This window comes from Mesobacillus sp., from assembly GCF_049588175.1.
In the GTDB taxonomy this organism is placed as follows: domain Bacteria; phylum Bacillota; class Bacilli; order Bacillales; family Cytobacillaceae; genus Mesobacillus.
On record NZ_JBAVFI010000467.1, the window covers coordinates 1 to 4,204 of the forward strand.

The following is a 4,204-nucleotide window of genomic DNA, read 5'->3' on the forward strand; positions in this document are numbered from 1 at the left end:
GATTACGATTTTAGTAAACTTCAAAATAAAATCAGCAGAGAAAATGCTGTCAGCTTGTAATTACAGATGAATGAAAATAGAGAGATGCCTTCATTAGCATCTCTCTCATCATTAGTAGAATTAAACACCTTGGTTATTGGCGATATCCACCTTAACCGAAAAGATCCCAACTCCTTTTAAAAGAGTTGGGATCTTTATTCATCTACTTATCTATTCTCCATATCCTTCGTAATCCCGCCAACACCCCAATACTTCCCAGGCACTGGCTGAACAATCACCCTAACCTGCTCAGGCCTAACATCAAGAGTCTGAACTGCAGTATCCGTAATACCTGCAATCAGCTCCCTAATCTTCTCATCACTCCGCCCCTCAAGCACCTGCACCTGAATAATCGGCATCTTAATCCCCCATTCCTTCACCGCGGCACACCACTGGGGGTCAGACCCCCGCCGCTTCACCGCGTTGCTCCGCTGGGGGTCTGACCCCCAGCGCGTTAATGTGTTAAAACCCTAGTAAGCGTGGGATGAATAGTGTTGTTTGTTCCCAGTAGGTGATGACGAATAGCATGGCGATTCCGAGTAGAAGCATTGGCATGACTGCCTTGACTAGTCTTTCGAATTTCACTTCTGCTATGGATGATACGATGAATAGTCCGGTTCCGACTGGTGGTGTAAGCAATCCAATTGTCAGGTTGATACAGATGATGACGCCAAAGTGAATCGGGTCGATCTGGAAACCTGTCACCAATGGCATGAAAACTGGGACGAGGATAATCAGCGCTGCAATTCCATCAAGCAGCGTACCAACCAACAATAGGAACAAATTCACCAATAGCAGGAATACAAATGGATTATCCGAAATGGACAGCATCGAGTTCGCAATCAGCTGTGGAATCTGTTCAAACGCAATCAGCCAGCCAAATAGATTGGCCATTGCAATCAGGAATGTTACCGTTGCTGTGCCAATAACCGTATTAACAAGGATTTTCCCAAGATGTTTCCACTTTAATTCCTTATAGAAAAACAGCCCCACGATAAAAGCAATGAAACTTGCCACAGCGGCAGATTCCGTCGCCGTGAATGCTCCACTCAAGATTCCCACAGTAATAACAACAGGCACCAACAGTGCTGGCATAACCTTGATAAAGGAAGCCCAAATCTCCGGAAAGCTCGCTCTCTCACTGCGCGGGAAATTGTGCTTATACCCCATATACGCAATCAAAGCAATGAACCCAAGACCAAAAATAATTCCAGGAATAATACCTGCCATGAAGAGACCGCCAATAGATGTTCCAGAAAGTGTACCATAAATGATAAAAATCATACTCGGCGGAATAATTGGCGCAACTATCGAAGAAGCGAGCGTAATAGCAGAGGCGAACTCACGATCATACCCTTCCTTCTCCATTTCGGGAACCATGACCTTGCTCATCATCGCTGCCTGTGCATTAGCAGATCCTAAAATTGAAGCCAGAAACATATTCGCGATGACCGTTACATATGCAAGTCCTCCACGAACGTGTCCCACGAGCATTCTCGCAAAAACAACAAGACGGTTCGTAATACCGCCGCTGTTCATTAACTCACCTGTAAGCATGAAAAGCGGAATCGCCAGCAAGCCAAAGTTTTCCATACCTGAGTATAGCCGCTGTGGCGTCGAATCCAAAAGCATCGTATTACCTGTTACGAGAAAATACACAATCGTCGTCATTCCAAGGACCAACGAAATTGGAATACCCATTATTAAAAATAGGATAAAAGCTGCTACGACAAGAAACATCATAAGACTTCACCGTCCTTCACTAGCTCGGACACTTGATTGTTAATGTTACGATCACTTGCAATCTCAAAGAGATTACTGATTAAATGAATCGCAGCAAAAAGCAGGCCAACCGGTAAAATTGAATACGGAATCCACATCGGAAGCAGGATCGCACTCGACTTTTGAATCGCTACCGTAGGTGAGCTGATCCATTTAAAGCAATAAAAAAGCAGGAGCCCCATAAACAGCAGCATAAAAACATGAGCTATAATGGCAACTAACTTTTGGATGTTCCTTGGAAGCAAATCTGTAACGAGTGTTACAGATGCCTGTGTTTTATACTTCAAGCCAAGACTGCCGCCGATGAACGTTATGTAAATCAATAAAAAAATAGAAACTTCACCTGCCCAAAACAAAGGCACTTTAAATACGTAGCGGAATACAACAGCTGCTGTCACGATTACCGCCATGGCAAACATTAGGACAATAGCCAGTTTCTTTTCGAAACTGGCTACCAAATTGCTAAGGTAGGTCACGTATTTCCCTCCAATTACTTGCGGAATGTGTCCATGAATTCTTTGATTAGTGGATCTGTTGAGCTGTACTTTTCATCAAATTGCTTGATGTATGGCTCAAATAACTTTTGATCGATTTCATAGACTTTCATTCCATTGTCGCTCAACGTTTTCTTGAACTCTTCTTCTTGAGAGGCACGAGTTTTTGCAGAATAGTCAGCTGCCGCTTTGATTGATTCATCAATAATCTTTTTATCAGCATCAGACATCTTGTCATATTTTGCTTTATTCATCATTGCAACCGCAGGCCAAACCATGTGGTTCGTAACTGCGCCATATTTGGCAACTTCATAATACTTGTTCGTAATCGTTGCATCTAAATCCATGTCCATTCCATCAATCACGCCTGTCTGAATTGCAGCGTATACTTCAGGAAGCGGCAATGATTCAGGAGACGCACCCATTGATTTGTAGAAATCTTGAAGCGGAGGACTTGGCGTTACACGGAAAGCTAATCCCTTCATGTCCTCAGGCTTTTTTACTTCCTTATCCTTGAAAAGCATGACACGGTTACCTGCAAATACATAATCCAAGCCTTTGATTCCCTGGCTATCCAATGTTCCAAGAATCTTCTTCGCTACCTCTGTGTCACGAGCAGCATTCGTTTCTTCTAGATCCTTGAATGCATATGGTGCAAACCACGCAGTAAATGCCGGAGCACGTGAACTCATGTAAGCAGCCGTAATGAAACCAAAGTCAACCGATCCCGACGAAATCTGCTGAACCATATCGGCTTCTGTACCTAGCTGGCTTGCAGGGTAAATCTCTACTTTCATCCTGCCGCCAGAACGCTTATCAAGCTCTTCCTTGAACTTCTCTGCAGCCTTATGCCACATATGATCAGTTGGGGTAATATGCGCAAGCTTGAAAGTATATTTCTCGCCAGATCCCGCCGCAGGCTTTGCGTCTGTTTTACCGCTGCTACAGGCAGCCGTCGTTAAAATTAACATAAAGACTAAAAGTGTAAGCCCTAAATTCCTTAATCTCTTCATTTCTTGCACCCCTTTTTCTTTTTATAAAAAAAATGTAAACGCTGTCATTACGCTAGATTACAATTTTCCCAAGCTGTCTCTACTGTGATTATAGTCACTTCTTTTTGGTAAAAGTGTAAACTGGTTAACATAGAAATGTAAATTTTATCATTATATTCTGAATATTTTAAACTTAAAAGAAAGCACTTAGTCAAAAAAACTAAGTGCTAGATTTACAGGAAAAAGAAACGCAGCCAAGCTCGGCAAATTGTACTAGAATCGTATCCTTTGGCTCAAATGAAATCGCCTCAGAAACCGCACCACTCAGGATAACATCTCCCTTTTTAATTCCCTTGCCCACTTCACCGAGTTTGTTCACAGCCCATGCAACCGATGTTGCTGGGTGTCCCAGCACCGCTGCGCTTGAACCCGTTTGGACAACCTGTCCGTTTTTCGACATCACCATGCCAAGCTGTCCCAAATCCAGTTCTTTTGGAGACTTCCACTTGCTGCCGATCAGGAATTTGGAAGAAGAGCAATTGTCAGCAATCACATCTGCAAGAGTGAACTTAAAGTTCAAATAGCGGCTATCAATTATCTCAATTGCAGGTGCGACAAACTTTGTTACTCTTAATACATCCTCAGCCGTAACATCCGTTCCCTGCAAATCCTCCTCGATAAAAAAAGCGATCTCCGGCTCTGCCTTTGGATGGATGAAGTCGGAGAAAACTAGAGGCTCCCATTCCAGCGCAAGCATATCATCAGTCAAATAACCGTAAATCGCCTCGTGAACGCCCATCATTTCCTGCTTCGCCTTGCTTGTCAGTCCAAGCTTAAGCCCAATTTTACGAGCGCCATCCTTTTCGCGTCTCTCGATCAATTTCTCCTGGATTGAAT

General features: G+C 43.4%; 5 protein-coding genes. All 5 read right to left on the minus strand.

All coding sequences use genetic code 11. The features are described 5' to 3' along the window. Positions 1-206: 206 nt before the first annotated feature. On the minus strand, positions 207-398 hold the full coding sequence (locus WB217_RS11400; RefSeq protein WP_423993347.1) for a 2-hydroxymuconate tautomerase family protein: 192 nt from the start codon (positions 396-398) through the stop codon (positions 207-209). A gap of 103 nt (positions 399-501) precedes the next feature. Further along, a complete protein-coding gene (locus WB217_RS11405) occupies positions 502-1,779 on the minus strand; it encodes a TRAP transporter large permease (RefSeq protein ID WP_423993351.1) in 1,278 nt (425 codons plus the stop codon). Next, positions 1,779-2,297, minus strand: a complete 519-nt coding sequence (locus WB217_RS11410) for a TRAP transporter small permease (protein ID WP_423993348.1) — start codon at positions 2,295-2,297, stop codon at positions 1,779-1,781. Before WB217_RS11410 ends, WB217_RS11405 begins: the two co-directional genes overlap by 1 nt. 14 nt (positions 2,298-2,311) lie before the next feature. Beyond that, a complete protein-coding gene (locus WB217_RS11415; RefSeq protein ID WP_423993349.1) occupies positions 2,312-3,328 on the minus strand; it encodes a TRAP transporter substrate-binding protein in 1,017 nt (338 codons plus the stop codon). Positions 3,329-3,527: 199 nt separating this feature from the next. Beyond that, positions 3,528-4,204, minus strand: a 677-nt coding sequence (locus WB217_RS11420; RefSeq protein ID WP_423993350.1) for a 2-keto-4-pentenoate hydratase, incomplete at its 5' end; no start/stop codon positions are given.

Coding starts and splice junctions, on each gene's coding strand:
- WB217_RS11400 (WP_423993347.1), bottom strand. CDS start 398: ATGCCGATTATTCAGGTGCAGGTGCTTGAGGGGCGGAGTGATGAGAAG.
- WB217_RS11405 (WP_423993351.1), bottom strand. CDS start 1,779: ATGTTTCTTGTCGTAGCAGCTTTTATCCTATTTTTAATAATGGGTATT.
- WB217_RS11415 (WP_423993349.1), bottom strand. CDS start 3,328: ATGAAGAGATTAAGGAATTTAGGGCTTACACTTTTAGTCTTTATGTTA.